Origin of the sequence: Brucella ciceri (assembly GCF_041930145.1) — a bacterium.
In the GTDB taxonomy this organism is placed as follows: domain Bacteria; phylum Pseudomonadota; class Alphaproteobacteria; order Rhizobiales; family Rhizobiaceae; genus Brucella; species Brucella intermedia.
This window is the reverse complement of the sequence record NZ_JBHEEV010000022.1, coordinates 1-17,464: the sequence shown is the minus strand read 5'-3', so window position 1 is coordinate 17,464 and position 17,464 is coordinate 1. Positions and strand designations below refer to the sequence as shown.

Here is a 17,464-nt window from a genome sequence, read left to right as displayed (position 1 = left end):
GTGTCCCACCTGCAATCTGCCCCGAAGTCATGAGTTGACCTTTCTCGTCCGATCATGGTTGCCAAACCGCACATCTTATAATATCGTCCTAAATATAAGATTATAGTCCAATATATAAGACTAACAAGAATATCAAGGGAACAATTAAGCAAACATGCACGGAGGCAAACATGGCTGCAGGCAACGAACGGCGTGAATTCCTTAAACTCGGGTTGGGTGGAGTAGCACTCGGAGCGGCTGTCGCCGTGACGCTGAATGCTAAGGAGGCGGCAGCGCAGGCAGCGAGCGACAGCCTGCTGCGTACCGTTCTGGACCGGGGACACCTGATCGTGGGTACGGGCAGCACTAATGCGCCTTGGCACTTCGAGAATGATGCCGGCGAACTGGTTGGTATGGACATCACCATGGGTCGGATCATCGCCAAGGCCCTGTTTGACGATCCTACCAAGGTCGAATTCGTGAAGCAGGATGCGCAGCAACGCATTCCCAATATCGTTACAGGCAAGGTCGACATCACGCTCCAGTTCATGACGATCTCTGGAGCGCGCGCGCAGCTCATCAACTTCACGCGCCCTTATTACGTTGAGGGCGTCGCTCTTCTGACCAAGCCCGACGCCGCAGCCAAGACATTCGACCAATTGAAGGCCAAGGGAAGCAGCGCGCGCATCGCGATCCTGCAAAATGTCGACGCCGAGACGACCGTGCACGCGGTGCTGCCGGACGCGCAGGTCATGCAGATCGATACGCAGGCCAACGTGTTCCAGGCACTGGACTCCAATCGCGCCGATGCCTCCGCAGTCGACCTGTCGAACGTGCGCTGGCTCGTCGCCAAAAACCCGGACCGTTACTTCGACGCCGGCAAGCAATGGAACGCGATGCTCTATGGCGGCGGGGTGCGTCAGGGTGACCTGGACTGGCTGACATTTGTAAATACCGCCTTTTCAATTGCCATGTTCGGCCACGAAAATGCCTTGTATGACGCAGGCTTCAAGGAATATTTCGGCATGGAGCCGCCAGAGCGCAAACCGGGCTTTCCGTCCATCTGAATCTGGAGCGCCCGACCCTATCTGCGGTCGGGCATTGCAGGGCGCGATCCGAACATTGCGAGTCGCCTGCCCGAGAGGGAGGCTGTAGCGGAATGTGGATTGCGCTCGAAACCGTCCCGATCCAATACACCGGGAGGCAGGCGCCCGCACATGAACTACCATATCAATTTCAATCTGATCTGGCGGCATTTTGATAAACTGTGGCAAGGACTTGTTCTCAGCCTTGAGCTTGCGGTGCTTTCGGTCCTGATCGGCGCGATCATCGGGCTGGCGCTCGCCATCTGGTATGTGTCGGCCGGTAAGGTCGCGCGCGCCCTGATCTCGGCCTACGTCGAGGTTCTGCGCAACGTGCCGTTGATCCTCCTTGTCTATATCGTCTTTTACGGCATCCCCACCGTCGTCAACATCGCATATAGTCCGACCGTTTCCTTCGTCGCCACGCTGTCGCTCTATGCCGGAACTTATCTGGTCGAAGTGTTTCGCTCCGGTCTGGAGGCGGTTCCACGCGGCCAGATCGACGCCGGCAAGGCCATCGGCCTGACGCCATGGCAGCGCCTGCTTTATGTGCGCCTGCCGACTATGATACGCATCACGCTGCCCGCGCTGTCCAACACCTTCATTTCGCTGTTTAAGGATACGTCCGTGGCGTCGGTGATCGCAGTGCCGGAACTCACCTACGGCGCACAGTGGATCAATTTCAACACTTTCCGAATCGTCGAGGTCTACATCGTGACAACGGTGATGTATCTGGTAACCGGATATGGAATCCTGCTCGGCCTGCGCCAGCTGGAACGCCGTTTCAGAGCGGAGCGCTGAACCATGTCTTCCATCCTATATGCGCTTCCCTTCCTCGGCAAAGGCCTTGCGATTACGCTGCTCGTATCTGTACTAGTCGTGCTTTTCTCGCTGATTTCCGGCGTCATTCTCGGGATCGGGCTGATCTATGGCCCGCGCCCGCTGCAATGGCTCATACGCCTGTTCAGCGACTGCATCCGCGGTATCCCGATCCTCGTTTTGATCTTCGTGGTCTATTACGGCTTTCCGCCGCTCGGCGTTTCGATCAATTCCTTCTGGGCAGGTGTGGTAGCGCTGACGCTATTCAAGGCCGCACAGGTCATCGAATATGTACGTGGTGCCATCGTCTCCATACCCAAGGGACAGATGGAAGCTGCCAAAGCTATCGGCCTGACCTTCGTATCCCGCCTGCACTACGTGATTTTCCCGCAAGCTCTTCGACGCTTCCTGCCGCCATGGATCAACGGCGTCACTGATGCGGTCAAGGGCAGCGCGCTGGTTTCACTCCTCGGCGTGGTCGATCTCATGCAGTCGATCAACGAAGTCATTGGTCGCACCTATGAGGCTATGTCGCTCTATCTGCTGGGCGCGTTCATCTATTTCGTAATCAATTATTCACTCTCACTGGTCAGCCGCTCGGTAGAGCGCCGCTATGCCTATATTCGGGACTAGAGCCATGACTGCAACTGACAAGCCGCTTCTCAGGATTGAAAGCCTGGAAAAAGAATATGGCTCCGTATCGGTGCTGAAGGGTATCGACATGCAGGTGCAAAAGGGAGAAGTCGTCGCCGTGATCGGCCCATCGGGCAGCGGCAAGACCACGTTGCTGCGCTGCGTGAATTTTCTGGAAACCTATGATTCCGGGTCGATTCAGATCGATGGTCGTGAAGTAGGCTATTCCGATACCGGCAACCGCAAACGCCGGGGCGAAACCGACCTTGCCCGGATGCGCGCCGAAACCGGCATGGTGTTTCAGAGCTTCAATCTGTTTCCGCACCTGACGGCTGCCCAGAATGTCATGTTGGGCCTGACGAAAGTGCGCGGAAAGCCGAAGCAGGAAGCACGCGCCATCGCCGAACACTGGCTCAAGCGTGTCGGGCTTAGCCACCGCATAGACAACCTGCCGTCGGAACTTTCGGGCGGCCAGCAGCAGCGTGTGGGCATTGCCCGCGCGGTGGCCATGGAACCGAAAATCCTGCTGCTGGACGAAATCACCTCGGCGCTCGATCCAGAGCTGGTTAGCGAGGTGCTCGACGTAGTGCGCCAGCTGGCGCAGGAGGGCATGACGATGTTGATGGTGACCCACGAGATCGCCTTCGCCCGCGACGCCAGCGACCGCATCGTGTTTATGGATGAGGGCCGCGTCGCAGCTGATGGCCCGCCGGCACACCTGATGGCCCAGGCTGGTCAAAACGACCGCCTGAACGCCTTCCTATCGCGTTTCAGAACCTCTCATTTGAACTAGGATCCGCGTGCGCATGTCCCGTTATCGCCCCATTGCCGCGTTGGAGCGCGAACTTCCACCTGCTCCCACGCCGATTGGCACATTTCGCAACGTGCTGGAAATCGGCAATATGCTCTATATTTCCGGTCAGGGACCGCTGGACCATGAAGGCGTCCTGCACAAGGGCAAAGTTGGCCGAGACGTCAGCACCGAAACAGCGAGAGAACACGCCCGCCTTGTCGGATTGAACCTGCTCGCAGTGCTGACGGCGCATCTGGGCGACCTGCGGCGCGTGAAGCGGATCGTGAAACTGCTCGGCTTCGTTAACGCGGTCGATGACTTCGAGGAGCATCCGCGCGTCATCAACGGCTGTTCCGATTTTCTGGTCCAAGTTTTCGGCGACGATGGCGTGCATGCCCGTTCGTCTATCGGCGTCGCCTCGCTGCCCAACAACATCACGGTCGAAATAGAAGCGATCGTCGAAATCTTTCCCGAAGAACACGATGAAAGACACGACAATGGATAAGTCCAATTCTCAACGTCCCAACCAAACGATCCGCGAACGCTTCGGCCTGCGTCCGATAATCAATGTCTCCGGCACGATGACTGCGCTCGGCGCGTCGATCATCGTTCCTGAAGCCATTCGAGCCATGGCCGAGATCGCGCCGCAATTCGTTGAGATGGACGACCTGCACCGCACCGCGAGCAAGGTCGTCGCGCGCCTGACCGGCGGTGAAGCGGGCTTCATCACTGCGTCCTGTGCCAGCGGTATATCGCTGGCACTGGCTGGCGCCATTACCGGAACCGACCTTCTCGCGATCGAACGCCTGCCGGACGTCGCGCCCGGCGCGAAGGATGAAATTATCGTCCAGCTCGGTCATCTGGTGAATTTCGGCGGCAATATCGACCAGTCGATCCGGCTGGCCGGCGGCAAAGTCATACAGGCCGGCACTGTCAGCGTCACACATGATTACCATGTCGCGAACGCGATAACCGACAAGACGGCGGCAGCCCTTTACGTTGTGTCTCACCATACCGTACAGTATGGTATGCTATCGCTGGAGCAATTCGCCGAAATTTGCCATGCCAAGGGCGTGCCGGTCATCGTCGATGCAGCCTCCGAGTACGACCTCCAACGGTTCCTTAAGGCGGGAGCCGATATTGTCATCTATAGCGGCCACAAGTTTCTCGGCGGACCAACTGCAGGTATCGTGGCCGGGCGCAAGGATCTGGTGCGCGCCGCCTTCCTGCAAAATCGCGGCATAGGCCGCGGCATGAAGGTTGGCAAGGAAAGCATTGCCGGGGTGATTGGGGCGTTGGAAGCCTGGGAAGTCCGCGATCACGCAGCCATCCGCGAACGGGAAACAGCGGCGTTGAAGCTCTGGCACGATACGCTGGACGGACAAAAAGGCATCAAAGCTGACATTGTGTCCGATCCAACCGACAATCCCCTCGACCGGCTGGAGATTCGCGTTACGCCGGAATCCGGTTTCTCGGCGGCCGGTTTTGCCAAAGCGCTATCGCTAGCCGAACCACCGATCATCGTGCGCAATCACGAAATCGAGCGCGGCCACTTCTATCTCGACCCTTGCAACCTGCATGACGGCGAGGCCGAAATCGTTGCCGAAGCACTGAAAAAGACGCTGGCCGATACCCGACCCGAATATGCGCGCATGAAGCCGGAAAAGAGCAGTTTTTCGGCGTCGGTTTGGCCTGACTGAGGGACAAGAATAAAGCCAAGAATTGCGTTTGCAACCTCAGTGTCGGTCAGCCGCTTGGCGGCATTTTCTCTTCCCCTCGGAAGAAGTGCAGATCCTCGCAGGTGCTCGAAACGGATTAGCGTCTCATCAAATGGTGACGCAGGCGAGAGTTTCATGAAGAAGGTGAGCAAGATTCTTAACATACATGCTTGATTTCGATTACGCATCTGGCACCCAAGCAATAGTCCGGAACGCACAACCCGCTCGGTCATATCTAGGCAGTCCATGATTTACGTCTGGATAAGTTCCGGGGCCCACTATGGGCCATTGCATTTTTTCGCGGGCAACTTCTGCATTCGGAATTGAGCCGTAAAATATCTGCGTCTGAACCGAAGGCGTGTTTTGACCAGCTTTCGACCCCGTTGCGGTCGTTCCTTACGATTTCACCAATGCCTGAATGCGGCAGATCCAGCACAGCCTATCTGCCGACACTCTTCTCCATTTGGCGGAAATCGCGCGGACTCAACCCAATGGCGCTACGAAACATGTAGGTGAAGGCGCTCGGCGACTGGTATCCTAAATCGAGCGCTACCGAGCTGATTTTCTTGCCGGCGGCAAGCTGGGAGACGGCGTGAAGAATGCGGATTTGTCTTAACCACCGCGAAGGCGACATTCCCGTTTCGGTTATGAAAAGCCGCTCAATTGTCTTACGGCTGGCCGAAGCGCCGATGAGCCATTCGTCGATAGAAGCAATCGAGCCCGGATCATCTATCGCGGCTTGCGCAAGCCCGGAAATGCGCTTGTCCCGTGGCATCGCAATCGAAAGCGAGATGTCTTTGGCAGCCACAATTTCATGGAAAAGCAGTTCGTATAAAGCGGCCTCATGCGGCTTTGTGAGTCCGGAGGACTCGTTGTCCGGGACAGCGCCCATCAAAACCCGAAGAACCGGCGTCATCTGAACGATACGAGCCCTTGTTCCGAGCCTGTCCGACTCTGCGCGGTTCACGTCGACATAGATGATCTCATTGCTCGATGCATAGCGCAGCCAGTGTTCGACATCAGGCGGTATCCACACAGCCATGGCCGGATTGAGCAGGAGTACCCGGTCGCGTGTGCCAACATACATCGAACCGCGAATGGCAGAAAAGAACTGCCCGAAATCGTGTGTATGCCAGCCGAGGTTCTGCCCCGCCTCCTGGCTTTCCATGTCGCGAATATATCGGGGCCGTGTTGCACCGGGCATCGTGATGGAACCCAATGTTGGTTTGACGAAATCTAGATATAGATAGATCAATCGTCGACAGAAAGACAGCGCACTTTCCCCTATTTTGGCCGCGCATTCGGACAGGCAAGGACAGTACCAGCCATGGTGGCAACCGCAACACGCCAGGACGCAGCGCCGGATTGGGCCGCTATCGCGATCGTCATATCGAGCGTAACCGCCTTTGCAGTCGCTCAGGGTCTCACCTTTCCGCTCATTTCCCTTGTGCTTGAAACAAAAGGCGTGGCCGGAAGTCTGATCGGTCTGAATGCCGCCGTTTATGCAGCCGGCGCGATAGTGTCTGTTCTGGCAATAGATCAACTCACCGCAAGGGTCCGGGGAAACCTCCTGATCGTCGCTGCCTTGTTCGGCTGCTCTATCGGCCTTGCGGCGTTCGCCGTGATAGACAGTTTGCCAGTCTGGTTCATTGCCCGTTTCGCTATCGGCTTTTGTGCGAGCCTGATCTCAATCCTGAGCGGAGCCTGGCTGAACACGGCGACCCCCGACCGCCTACGCGGACGTATTTCCGGCTTCTACGGAGCCGGCATGTGCGCGGGATTTGCGGCCGGCCCGCTGGCCATTCCATTTCTGGGCACAACCAATGGTTCTGCCTTTGCGCTGGAGTCTGGCTACATTGCATCGATTGGTCTTGCCTGCGCAATCTTTAACGGCAACGCTCGTACAGTGCCGGAACGCGCCCCAGCAGGCGTATTGTTCCGCTTTATCCGCGCCGCGCCCATTCTGGTGCTCATGGAACTGGCCTTCGGTTTTGCCGATATTGCTGCGATATCCGGTATGGCCGTCTACTTCGTGCGCGTGGGCCACTCAGAGGCATTTGCGGCTTACGCGATTACCGTGCTGTCGCTTCCCACAGCTTTTGCCCAGCCGGTCGTGGGATGGTTGCTGGACAAGACTTCGCGCGCCGGGGTGACGACCGGCTGCGGCCTTGTGGGGGCGATCGCGTTCCTGATCATTCCATTCGTTCAGTCCGAAGCAGCTATTTTGGGGATATTCGCAGTTATCGGCATCGCCACATTTGCCCTGAGCACATGTGCGCTTACAATTCTGGGCGAGCGTTTCGACGGCGGAATGCTGATAGCCGGAACCGCCTGCTTCTCGTTGGCCTACTCCGTCGGCAGCGCAATGGGATCGACTGGCACGGGTTTTCTCGTGGATTGGATTTCGCCAGACGCTGTCCCGACAAGCGTCGGCCTGGGTCTGCTTGCGTTCACGATATTGGTTCTGTTCAGGCGCCCGTGACTATGCTTCCAAAGCCATCACTCAAGCTGGGTTTGCCGTACTCGTATCGTCTTTGTGGAGCAATTCGACCGCGCGGCTGGTCAGCGTTTCGAGGACACGTCGGCCACAAGCCGGCTCGTGACGCCGCGCACGCTGTCACGAAATGGCTGGAACACGTCAAGCCCTCTCTGTGTCATGGAAAGGTTCTGGACCCGCGCGACAAGTTCTTTCCCGATGAGGTCATTCACGAGGGTCATTTCGCTGCCTGGGGCCACCACGCACGCACCGGCGATCGCGGCTACTGTTCTGGGTTGCGCTCGGCATCATGTCGGCGGCGGCTTTCGGCACGACGTTCAATATCTTCGGCTACGCCCTGCGCGGCATTACGCTCATCATGGGTCTTGTTGCGGTGCTGGTTGCGATAAACTTTCTGGTGCGCGGCGGCCGCGAGACATTGAATCTCTGCCTCCAAAGCCTCGCGGAAGGCGCCAAGAATGCGCTGCCCGTGGGCGTTGCCTGTGCTCTGGTCGGCGTCATCATCGGTGTTCTGGCGCTGATCGGTGCCGGTTCGACCTTTGCCCGTGTGATCGTCAGCGTTGGTGAGAATTCTCTGTTCTTCTCGCTGATACTGACCATGCTGGCCTGCCTCGTACTCGGCATGGGCATACCAACCATTCCGAACTACATCATTACTTCCTCTATCGCCGGTCCCGCGCTTCTTCACCTCGATGTGCCGCTTCTGGTGTCGCATATGTTCGTCTTCTATTTCGGCATTATGGCCGATCTCACGCCGCCCGTAGCACTTGCAGCTTTCGCAGCGGCGCCAATCGCGCGAGAATCCGGCATGAAGATCGGCATGCAGGCGATCCGGATTGCGGTGGCGGGATTTGCCGTGCCGTTCATGGCAGTATACGAGCCGGTTATCATGCTGCAGGAGGGTGGCCCGCTTACCGAACGGTTCGGCTTCTGGCTTGCCTTCGCCTATATGATCGTCAAGGCGCTACTCAGTATCCTGCTTTGGGGCGCTGCCGCTATCGGGCATCTGCGAACACCGCTGAATATGTGGGAGCGCATATGAGCCTTCGTTGCCATCGCTCTGATGCTTGCAACCTATCCCTATAGCGATGAACTCGGTTTTGCAGCCTGTGCTGCCTTTCTTGCCTGGCACTTCTGGAGATCGCGGCCTTCCATCGTCGCGTCATCAGGTTGATGGCTGTCTGTATTGCAACGGCTGGCGGCGTAATGAATATCGCCGCCACGAGCTTCGTTCACTCCTGGACGCACTGTGTCGAGAAACTGCCGTGGCGGGAGGTCTGGAATGTGACGCCCCAAGGGTTAGTCTTGTCAGAGGCTCCGGTGCAGGCATGGACCCGCCCGCTGTTGCCGTTCTCAAGAACGGTTGGTTACCTATCATCCAAACATTCCTCCGCGTCCTGAAATTGTTCTCGCGGCCTCCCGCAGGACAATCGGAGGCTGGTCCTTTTGTGCAGATGGCAGTTGTATGGAACTGGGTACAACAGCGGAACAACCAATCCATATCCCCCCTGCAACTAAAACGGTCCCGCCCAGTCCCGAAATGCGCCACTCGATTAGGGATGTAGCCGACGGTTGTGGGTGAGAAAACTCTCAATGAACCGTCGCAATGCCACGGTCCCCAAATCTACCAAACTCCGGCTACCGCCATGTTTCATTTCGAGCTGTGGTTCGACTCGAGGAACAACACGGACTGTGTTGACTGGTATGGTAGTATGGTATACTCGAAATTTGAGGAGCCCCATTTATGCAAAGTCCATTATTGCAACCAAAGCACGTCAGTGTCGTCGATCAGCTTTACGCAACGCTGCGGGCTGCCATCATTGATAATGCGTTGTCCCCGGGTGCCCGGATTTCCGAGGCCGACGTGGCTCAACAATACGGGGTCAGCCGTCAGCCCGTGCGTGAGGCTTTTATCAAGCTCGCCAATGAAGGACTGCTGGAGGTTCGGCCCCAGCGGGGCACCTTCGTCGCAAAAATTTCACTACCGGCTGTAATGGATGCGCGCTTTGTGCGCGAAGCGGTTGAAGCCGACATCGTCAAGCTTCTGGCCCAATCTCCCGATCAATCCCTGGTTGCCGAATTGCGAGCCCAGCTCGTTCGTCAGGAAAAGCTCGTCGGTGGATCGGCACGCGATTTCATGGAGGCGGATGAAATATTCCACCGCACTCTGGCCGAGGGAGCTGACAAGGCAAAAGCCTGGCGCGTCGTCGTCGAGATGAAGGCCCAGATGGATAGGGTACGGTTTCTTTCCAGCATGCATTTCCCGGTCGATCGCCTCATCTCGCAACATCGCGCGGTGGTCGACGGGATTGCGAACGGCGATCCCGCCCAGGCCGAGCATTCGATACGGATGCATCTGCGGGGAATTCTGAGCGATCTGCCTATCATCGAGCAGGAGCGGCCCGAATATTTTCTGTAGAGCCGCAGTGCAGCAGCAATCATATCTAGAGGAGGAAACCATGAAATTTCAGAATCTTACGCGGCTGGCAGCGACCTGTGCCGTTCTCGCCGTCATGGGGGGAACTGCCCTGGCGCAGGAGGTGACACTCAAGCTTGGGCATCTCGCCAATGAAGAGAATATCTGGCACAAGGCGGCGCTGAAATTCGCGGATGAAGTCAAATCCCGTACCGACGGACGCGTTGCCGTCGAAGTCTATCCGAATGAATCGCTCGGCAAGGAAATCGACCTCATCAATGGCATGCAGCTCGGCACGGCCGATATGACCATCACCGGTGAAAGCCTGCAAAACTGGGCGCCAAAAGCAGCCCTGCTGGCTCTGCCATATGCATACAAATCGCTTGAACATATGGACAAGGTCGCCTCTGGCAAGATCGGCAAGCAGATCGAGGCAGAGATAATCGAAAAGGCCGGCATCCGCCCCCTGACCTATTTCGCACGCGGTCCACGCAACCTGTCGGCCAATCGCGAGATAACCAAGCCGGACGATCTGAAGGGTTTCAAGGTCCGCGTGCCGAACGTGCCGATCTTTGTTGCCGCATGGCAGTCGCTCGGTGCAAACCCCACCCCGATGGCCTTCTCCGAGGTTTTCACCTCGCTCCAGAACGGCACCATCGAAGGCCAAGAAAACCCGCTCGCGCTTTTCAAGTCCGGCGGCTTCTATGAAGTTCAGAAAGTCATCAACAAGACGGAACACGTCCGTTCGTGGATCTATCTGGCCATATCGGAACGAAGCTGGGGCAAACTCTCGGAAGCTGATCAGGCTGCATTGCAGGAAGCTGCCAAGGTCACCCAGGCTTTTGAACGCGAGCTGTTCATTGCGGACGAAAAGGCACTCGTCACCGACCTCGAAGGCCGGGGGGTGAAGTTTGTCGACGTGGATCAGGCTGCCTTTGCCGACAAGGCACGTGACGCCGTCATCAACTCGGTGCCGCAGGAAGTCCGCCCCCTGGCCGAACAGGTTTTCAACGACTGAGCTAGTGGCGCTGCCGACCCTCCGTCCGGCAGCCGCCCCGTCGAGGATACCATGACAAAACTATTCAAAGGGTTGGAAGGCCTATGCCGCCTTCTGATACTGGCAGCATTTCTCATATTGATGGGCGCGGTGCTGTTGCAGGTGTATGCGCGCACGTTTTTGAGCACCGCCCCGGTCTGGACAGAGGAACTGACCAGATTCTGCCTGCTCTATATTGGTGCGCTCGGTGCGGGCCTCGCGCTGCGTAGTGGCGATATGGTCAATGTCGACCTTCTTTGCGAAAGCCTTCCTGGACGTATGCCGTGGCTGCTGCGGCTGGTAAGCGCCGCATTGACAGTAATTTTTGCGGCTGTTCTCCTGCCTGCCGCGTGGGATTACACCATGATCGGGAGCCGCCAGACCGCTCCTTCTCTCGGGTGGCGCATGGATTTCGTCCACGCAACGCAGATCGTTCTTCTGGTCGCTCTGGGCCTCTGGGCCGTGATGCGCATCATTGAGATGCTGTCGGGCCGTCATGACGGGCGCCCCATCCCCAATTCGGAGGAAAACTGATGGGTCTGACCCTTCTCCTTGGCACATTCGTGCTGGGCCTGGCCATCGGCCTGCCCGTAGCCGTGACCCTGGGCCTGTCCTCGATGGCCTATCTTCTGTTCGCAGACATCCCGCTGGTTGTCATTCCACAGAAGATGTATGCGGGGATGGACAGCTTCGTTCTGCTCTGCATTCCGGGTTTCATTCTGGCTGGAAACTTGATGAACTCCGGCGGCATCACGGAGCGGATCATCCGCTTTGCAAATGCCCTTGTGGGCTGGATGCGCGGCGGGTTGGCGCAAGCCAATATCGCAGCCTCGATGCTTTTCGGCGGCATTTCGGGAACCGCCGTCGCCGATGTGGCTTCCGTCGGTGGCATGATGATCCCCGGCATGAAGAAGGTCGGTTATCCAGCCGATTTCTCCGCTGCCGTTACAGCCGCTTCATCGACCGTCGGCCCGATGATCCCGCCAAGCGTACCGATGATTATCGTTGGGTCGCTCTCCGGTCTTTCGGTCGGCAAGCTCTTTCTAGCGGGTGCGGTTCCCGGCCTTTTGATGGGTTTTGCCATGATGGTAACGACCTATTTCATTGCCAAGAAGAAAAACTTCCCCCGCGAGGACTGGAAGGGCGTCCGGGAACTGCTATCCTCGTTCACCGGCGCAATCTGGGCCATCGCCATGACCGCCCTGATCGTGGGTGGCCTGCTGATCGGCATCACGACGCCGACTGAAACGGCTGTGGTCGCGTGTCTTTATGCGGCGGTGGTGGGGCTGTTCGTCTACAGGGAACTGCCGGTAAGCCGAATTCCGAAGATCATCATCGATAGCGCGATCAGTTCGGCTGGCATTCTCGTTCTGGTAGGCACAGCCAATGTGTTCGGCTGGATTCTCGTCGCGGAACGTATCCCGCAGACGCTGGCCGATGCGGTTCTCTCGATCACGGACAACAAATTTCTCGTTATCCTGCTGATCAACATCCTGCTTCTGTTCGTTGGCATGTTCATGGAGACGATCGCAGCTCTGATCATTCTGTTCGTGCCCTTGCAGGCTCTGGCATTGGCAGTCGGTATCGACCCCATTCATTTTGCATGTTTTGCGGTGCTCAACCTGATGATCGGACTGACAACGCCCCCCGTCGGCGTTTGCCTATTTGTCGCCTCCAATATTGCGCGACTTCCCCTCTCGCCAGTGATCAGGGCAATCATCCCTTACATCATCACCAATTTGATCGTCCTTCTGATGGTCAGCTATCTGCCGCCGCTGGCGACGTGGCTACCCAACACATTGATGCCCTGAGGTGGAAATGACTGAATTTTCGAACACGCGCGTGATCTGTCTTCACGCGCAGGATGATCTGCGGATCGAGAGCCGTCCTGTCGGAACACCGGGGCCGGGCGAAGTGCTGGTTGCGGTCGAAGCAGGCGGGATCTGCGGATCGGATCTGCATTACTGGCTGGAAGGCGGCATTGGAACTATTCGCGTTCGGGAGCCGATCATCCTCGGCCACGAGGCGTCGGGACGCATCAAGGCCCTCGGCGAAGGCGTGACGGGCCTGACGCCGGGCCAGCTTGTCGTCATGAATCCCTCACAGCCTTGTGGCACCTGCAGTTTCTGCCAGCAGGGCTTGCCCCGCCATTGCACCGCTATGCGGTTCAAGGGCTCGGCAATGTACCTCCCGCACGAACAGGGCATGTTCCGCGACCGGATCGTGATTGCGGCTGACCAATGCCTGCCTGTCCCCGATGGGATCGATCCGGGAGCCGCAGCCTGCTCGGAACCGCTGGCGGTCTGCCTCCACGCTGCCAATCGTGGCGAAGCGATTGCAGGCAGCTTTGCGGGCAAAGTCGTCATGGTAACGGGCGCAGGCCCGATCGGTGCCCTTTGCGTGGCGGTTGCGCGACAGCGCGGCGCTTCGGAAATCATTGTGACAGACATTCAGGACGCCACGCTGGCCGTCGCCGCACGCATGGGCGCTGACCATACTGTCAATATTGCAACTGACGCGACAGGGCTCGCCCGCTGGCAGGCTGGCAAGGGCAAGGTCGATCTGGTATTTGAATGCTCGGCCGCAGCGCCGGCCATCAACGACGCAATTTCCTGCCTGCGTCCGCTCGGCACGCTCGTACAGGTCGGAGTCGCCGGACCAACCGTCTTGCCTCTCAACGTCATGGTGGGCAAGGAAATCCAGTTTGTCGGCTCGCAGCGGTTCGATACGGAATTTGCCGAGGCCGTACGTCTGATCGGATCGGGGGCTATCGATCCCCGACCGATCATCACTGCAACCATTCCCTTGATCGAAGCCTTGTCCGCCTTCAGGGCGGCTAAAGATCGTTCCCGATCTGTCAAGGTTCAGATTAGTTTCGCTGATGCGTCGGCATCGCACTGAAAACAGAAAGACGAATAAATGAGACAGACCTGGCGCTGGTTTGGCCCCAAGGACCTCGTATCCATCGATGATATGCTGCAAGCAGGGGTCGAAGGCGTTGTTACCGCCCTGCACCACGTGGCGACCGGCGCGGTCTGGTCCCCCGCTGAAATCGAACAGCGACAGACCGAAATTGTCTGGATGAAGAATGGCGATCCTTCCGGGCTGAAATGGGAAGTCGTCGAAAGCCTTCCGGTTTCAGAAGACATCAAGCGACAGACCGGCGACTGGAAGACCCATATCGCCAATTGGAAGACATCGATGCGCAACCTGCGTGACGCAGGCATCGAGGTCATCTGCTACAATTTCATGCCGATCCTCGACTGGACGCGTACCGACCTTGCCTACCGGCTTGCGAATGGGGCGACCTGCATGCGTTACGATGCGCTGGATTTCGCTGTCTTTGACCTGTTTCTGCTGGAGCGCAAGGGCGCGTCCGAAAGCTATCAACCCGACCTTATCGAAGCTGCCCACAAGCGTTTTGCAGACATGTCCGAGGCGCGGCGGCTGGAGCTTTCCGGCAATGTCGTATTCGGTCTGCCAGGCGCTGCCGAACGTATGTCGATGGACGATGTGAAGGCGCATCTCGCCCATTACGACAATATTTCGCCAGAGCGCTTGTGCAGCCATTTGATCGACTTTCTGGCAGAAGTGGCTCCGCTCGCGGAAGAAATTGGCGTGCGTCTTTGCTGCCACCCGGACGATCCGCCGTTCCCGCTTCTCGGGCTGCCGCGCATCATGTCCACGGAAGCCGATTATGAAGCGGTCATGAATGCAGTAAACATTCCGGCGAACGGTATCACACTTTGCACCGGTTCACTGGGCGCGCGCGCCGATAATGACCTGCCAGGTATGATGAAGCGCCTCGGTGACCGCGTGCATTTCCTGCATTTGCGCAATGTTGCGCTCGAGGAACCCCATCTTGGCGGTTCGTTCCATGAGGCTGCTCATCTTGAAGGTCACACGGATATGGTGGCAATGATTGCAGCCATTCTGTCGGAGGAAAACCGCCGCAAATCTGAAGGCCGTGCCGACTGGCGCATCCCGATGCGTCCCGATCACGGTCAGGACATTCTCGATGATCTGAACCGACGCGCTCAACCGGGTTATCCATCTATCGGTCGGCTGAAAGGTCTGGCTGAATTGCGCGGGATCATGACCGCCCTCTCCCATCCAGATGTCAGGATCCACAAGTGAAACGGCTTTCGGCAGAGGCAAACCGCGGGGGGCCGGCCAGTTGGCCCGCTTATACACCCGAAGATCATGGAGTGGGCATCGTTCATCTGGGGCTTGGCAATTTTGCCCGCGCGCATCTCTTGTCCTACACCGATACCGTGCTGGCGCAAAAAGGTGGCGATTGGCGCGTGACGGGCGTGTCCCTGCGGGGAACTGCCGTTGCCGACAGTCTTAATCCGCAGGATGGCCGCTATACGCTGATCACGCGCGGCCTGGTAACGGAGGCGCGGGTGATCGGGGCACTGGATCGGGTACTCTCCGGCCCGAAGGTCGGACAGGATGTCTTGAACGCGATGATATCGCCCGGATGTCGCATCGTCAGTCTAACAGTGACAGAAAAGGGATATGGCATCAGCAGCGACGGGAGGCTGGATCACGCGCATCCAGCTATCGCTGCCGACCTCGCCAATCCGGAGACACCGTCCAGCGTGATCGGCCTTGTCGTGGCAGCGCTATCGCGCCGTGAGGCCGCTGGATTGCCAGCATTTACCGTCCTCAGTTGCGATAATCTCTCGCATAATGGTCAGAAGTTGCGAAATGCAGCACTGGCCTTTGCTCGCGAAACTCACGGTGAGCAGTTGTCCTGCTGGATCGCCGACAATGTCAGCTTTCCCTCGACCATGGTGGATCGGATCACGCCAGCATCGAATGCAGAGACCGCCAGGCTTGCTTTAGAACTGACGGGACGTGAAGACCATGCTGCCGTCGAAACCGAACCTTTCAGCCAATGGGTGATCGAGGACAAATTCTGTGCCGGACGTCCGCAATGGGAATGTGCCGGCGCTCATTTTGTCGACGATGTCGCTCCATATGAAAGCATGAAGCTGCGAATGCTGAACGGGGCCCATTCGATGCTTGCCTATAGCGGACAGCTCTCCGGCAAGAAGCTGGTCCGCGAGGTTATGGCCGACCCGGAGCATGCTGCACTCGTCCGTCAGCACCTTGCAGCGGCTGCAGCGACTGTAAACGGACTGTCCATTGATCTCGAAGCCTATGCTACGGCTCTTATCGAGCGGTTTACCAACCCTGCTATAGCCCATTCCACCGCGCAGATCGCGATGGACGGTACGCAGAAACTGCCACAACGCATCACCGCCCCGGCGCTGGAAGCACTGGCATCGGGCAAGCCCTACAGACCCTTTGTCTTTGCTCTAGCTGCGTGGCTTGCCTATCTGGCTCGAAAGGGGAACGACGGCCACCCAGTTTCATTGAATGATCCCAAAGCCACTGAGCTTTTGAACGGATTGAAAGATATCGAGACATCGGAGGGGATAGTCCGTGCGGTTGCCTCTGTGTGCCCGGACATCCTTCCCGAAGCACTGACAGATGGCGTGTTCGGTTCAACTCTGCGGGATACGCTTCATGCAATCCAGTCGGAAGGGATCTTGACGGTTATCAAACGGGAGGCTGCAGAGGCCACTTGATCGTTAATAGCATAGTTCGGAGTCGGCGCGTGAAACATTGACACTGTTGAAGAGGTATTGCTCCCTGTTTGCCCGTGACATCGACTCTGGCCTTGGCTCGACCCTCGGGTTTCGTAGATGGATATTGACTATATTTAGTTTGGCGCATGTCGGGTTTTCGCGAGAAACGAAAGACAGCTACTGACCAATCTATGATTGCCGGTCAAGATTTTGTGCCGGATTCGCATCAGAAACAAGTCTGGTTGCTTTCCATTAATCTGCACGATCGATGTATTAACGCGAGGGAGCGGAGGGATAATATCCGGTTTCCGCCGATTGAGATGCGCAGTAGGCTCGTTGGCGCGGGTCACCTTCGTTGCGAAAATCGCAAAGGATCACTAGTGATCGCAAGAAATCACTATGCTTTTTTTATGTCGAGCCGTATTTGAAACTGTTACGGGTTGCAGGTTGAACTCGAAAACAGGATAGTCGAATGACGCTAGAACGACTTCGGATCGTTCTGTTTTTTAATGGAATTTTCGTCCTTGCTGTGTCGATTGCCATGCTGGTTCCGGCGGTCATCGATATTTCGTTTTCGAACTTCCGTGACGCCGCGGTGTTTTTGCGATCTGCCATGATTGCCGGTGCGGTGGCCTTGCTGCTGACGGTTGGCTTTCGTCCGGAATTACAAAAGCTCAATGACCGCAGAACAGGTCTCCTTATTACAGTGAGCGCGTGGCTCTCGGTTTCTGCGGTCGGTGCAATTCCATTGTATACCTCGTATCTCGGTATAAGCTGGACGGACGCTGTTTTCGAATCCACGTCTGCACTCACGATGGAGTGCCCCCCATTTCGCCGGACAAATCAGCTATTGAGACAATGCTTTGATGAACTCCCTTGGGGAGGCCATTT

17 protein-coding genes and 2 pseudogenes are annotated in these 17,464 nt (G+C 57.4%); 17 read left to right on the top strand and 2 right to left on the bottom strand.

Annotated elements, in window-relative coordinates; translation table 11 throughout:
* Positions 1 to 170 precede the first annotated feature (170 nt).
* From JNC63_RS21575 to JNC63_RS21550, 6 genes are all read left to right on the top strand, one after another.
* Positions 171 to 1,046 (top strand): transporter substrate-binding domain-containing protein, encoded by an 876-nt coding sequence (locus JNC63_RS21575; RefSeq protein ID WP_075041697.1) that lies wholly within the window; start codon positions 171 to 173, stop codon positions 1,044 to 1,046.
* Positions 1,047 to 1,196: 150 nt separating this feature from the next.
* Positions 1,197 to 1,862: an amino acid ABC transporter permease gene (locus tag JNC63_RS21570; RefSeq protein WP_075041698.1), complete on the top strand. Its 666-nt coding sequence runs from the start codon at positions 1,197 to 1,199 to the stop codon at positions 1,860 to 1,862.
* Positions 1,863 to 1,865: 3 nt separating this feature from the next.
* Complete coding sequence (locus JNC63_RS21565; protein ID WP_075041699.1) at positions 1,866 to 2,513, top strand: amino acid ABC transporter permease; 648 nt, start codon at positions 1,866 to 1,868, stop codon at positions 2,511 to 2,513.
* Between the two features lie 4 nt (positions 2,514 to 2,517).
* On the top strand, positions 2,518 to 3,306 hold the full coding sequence (locus JNC63_RS21560; protein ID WP_374846767.1) for an amino acid ABC transporter ATP-binding protein: 789 nt from the start codon (positions 2,518 to 2,520) through the stop codon (positions 3,304 to 3,306).
* Between the two features lie 13 nt (positions 3,307 to 3,319).
* On the top strand, positions 3,320 to 3,811 hold the full coding sequence (locus tag JNC63_RS21555; RefSeq protein ID WP_075041701.1) for a RidA family protein: 492 nt from the start codon (positions 3,320 to 3,322) through the stop codon (positions 3,809 to 3,811).
* Positions 3,804 to 5,006, top strand: a complete 1,203-nt coding sequence (locus JNC63_RS21550) for an aminotransferase class V-fold PLP-dependent enzyme (protein ID WP_075041702.1) — start codon at positions 3,804 to 3,806, stop codon at positions 5,004 to 5,006. Before JNC63_RS21555 ends, JNC63_RS21550 begins: the two co-directional genes overlap by 8 nt.
* 457 nt (positions 5,007 to 5,463) lie before the next feature.
* Here JNC63_RS21550 and JNC63_RS21545 read toward each other — a convergent pair whose 3' ends face one another.
* The gene (locus JNC63_RS21545; RefSeq protein ID WP_139309257.1) at positions 5,464 to 6,228 is read right to left on the bottom strand and encodes an AraC family transcriptional regulator; all 765 of its coding nucleotides are present in this window, start codon (positions 6,226 to 6,228) and stop codon (positions 5,464 to 5,466) included.
* A gap of 123 nt (positions 6,229 to 6,351) precedes the next feature.
* Here JNC63_RS21545 and JNC63_RS21540 point away from each other — a divergent pair, with 123 nt between their 5' ends.
* The gene (locus JNC63_RS21540) at positions 6,352 to 7,506 is read left to right on the top strand and encodes an MFS transporter (protein WP_374846766.1); all 1,155 of its coding nucleotides are present in this window, start codon (positions 6,352 to 6,354) and stop codon (positions 7,504 to 7,506) included.
* A gap of 80 nt (positions 7,507 to 7,586) precedes the next feature.
* Here the strand turns inward: JNC63_RS21540 and JNC63_RS21535 are convergent, their stop codons facing one another.
* On the bottom strand, positions 7,587 to 7,742 hold the full coding sequence (locus tag JNC63_RS21535; RefSeq protein ID WP_170873248.1) for a hypothetical protein: 156 nt from the start codon (positions 7,740 to 7,742) through the stop codon (positions 7,587 to 7,589).
* Between the two features lie 38 nt (positions 7,743 to 7,780).
* Here JNC63_RS21535 and JNC63_RS21530 point away from each other — a divergent pair.
* The 10 genes and pseudogenes from JNC63_RS21530 to JNC63_RS21485 all read left to right on the top strand — a co-directional run.
* Positions 7,781 to 8,695 (top strand): annotated as a pseudogene (locus JNC63_RS21530) (TRAP transporter large permease subunit); the annotation flags it as partial.
* Positions 8,695 to 8,922: a DUF1850 domain-containing protein gene (locus tag JNC63_RS21525; RefSeq protein ID WP_374846765.1), complete on the top strand. Its 228-nt coding sequence runs from the start codon at positions 8,695 to 8,697 to the stop codon at positions 8,920 to 8,922. The pseudogene JNC63_RS21530 and the gene JNC63_RS21525, both read left to right, overlap by 1 nt.
* Positions 8,923 to 9,265: 343 nt before the next feature.
* A complete protein-coding gene (locus tag JNC63_RS21520) occupies positions 9,266 to 9,940 on the top strand; it encodes a GntR family transcriptional regulator (protein WP_075041705.1) in 675 nt (224 codons plus the stop codon).
* A gap of 40 nt (positions 9,941 to 9,980) precedes the next feature.
* Positions 9,981 to 10,955 (top strand): TRAP transporter substrate-binding protein, encoded by a 975-nt coding sequence (locus JNC63_RS21515; RefSeq protein WP_075041706.1) that lies wholly within the window; start codon positions 9,981 to 9,983, stop codon positions 10,953 to 10,955.
* A 51-nt stretch (positions 10,956 to 11,006) separates the two neighbouring features.
* On the top strand, positions 11,007 to 11,507 hold the full coding sequence (locus tag JNC63_RS21510; RefSeq protein WP_075041707.1) for a TRAP transporter small permease: 501 nt from the start codon (positions 11,007 to 11,009) through the stop codon (positions 11,505 to 11,507).
* Positions 11,507 to 12,784 carry a TRAP transporter large permease gene (locus tag JNC63_RS21505; RefSeq protein WP_075041708.1) on the top strand — a complete coding sequence of 426 codons (1,278 nt, stop codon included), beginning with the start codon at positions 11,507 to 11,509 and terminating at the stop codon, positions 12,782 to 12,784. Before JNC63_RS21510 ends, JNC63_RS21505 begins: the two co-directional genes overlap by 1 nt.
* Positions 12,785 to 12,791: 7 nt before the next feature.
* Positions 12,792 to 13,874, top strand: coding sequence for an L-idonate 5-dehydrogenase (locus tag JNC63_RS21500; RefSeq protein ID WP_075041709.1), 1,083 nt, complete (start codon positions 12,792 to 12,794; stop codon positions 13,872 to 13,874).
* An 18-nt stretch (positions 13,875 to 13,892) separates the two neighbouring features.
* Positions 13,893 to 15,110 (top strand): mannonate dehydratase, encoded by a 1,218-nt coding sequence (gene uxuA / locus JNC63_RS21495; protein WP_075041710.1) that lies wholly within the window; start codon positions 13,893 to 13,895, stop codon positions 15,108 to 15,110.
* Positions 15,111 to 15,181: 71 nt separating this feature from the next.
* On the top strand, positions 15,182 to 16,573 hold the full coding sequence (locus JNC63_RS21490) for a mannitol dehydrogenase family protein (protein WP_247644419.1): 1,392 nt from the start codon (positions 15,182 to 15,184) through the stop codon (positions 16,571 to 16,573).
* 472 nt (positions 16,574 to 17,045) lie between these two features.
* Positions 17,046 to 17,464, top strand: a pseudogene (locus JNC63_RS21485) (hypothetical protein); the annotation flags it as partial.